Genomic DNA, 238 nt, shown 5'->3' on the forward strand with positions numbered 1-238 from the left:
GCTGTGTGCACCGCTGTTGTCCTGGGTGATGGGCAAGTCGCTGGCGACTGCGGGTGCCTTGGCGGTAACCCTGTCGGTTATCGCCATGCTCTGGAACATGGTCTACAACGCGCTGATCGACCGCTGGGTGCAGACCGAACGCATCAACTGGAAGGCCAGTGGGCGCTTCGTGCACGGCCTGGGCTTCGAGGCTGGGCTGGTAGTGTGGTGCCTGCCGGTGGCGGCATGGATGCTGGAT

General features: G+C 63.9%; 1 protein-coding gene. It reads left to right on the plus strand.

The features are described from left to right. Positions 1 to 238 (plus strand): PACE efflux transporter (locus tag AC6UDB_RS07255; protein ID WP_500709593.1); only part of this gene is annotated, 238 nt, incomplete at both ends.

This window comes from Fructilactobacillus sp. X3R2C1 (genome assembly GCF_059901235.1).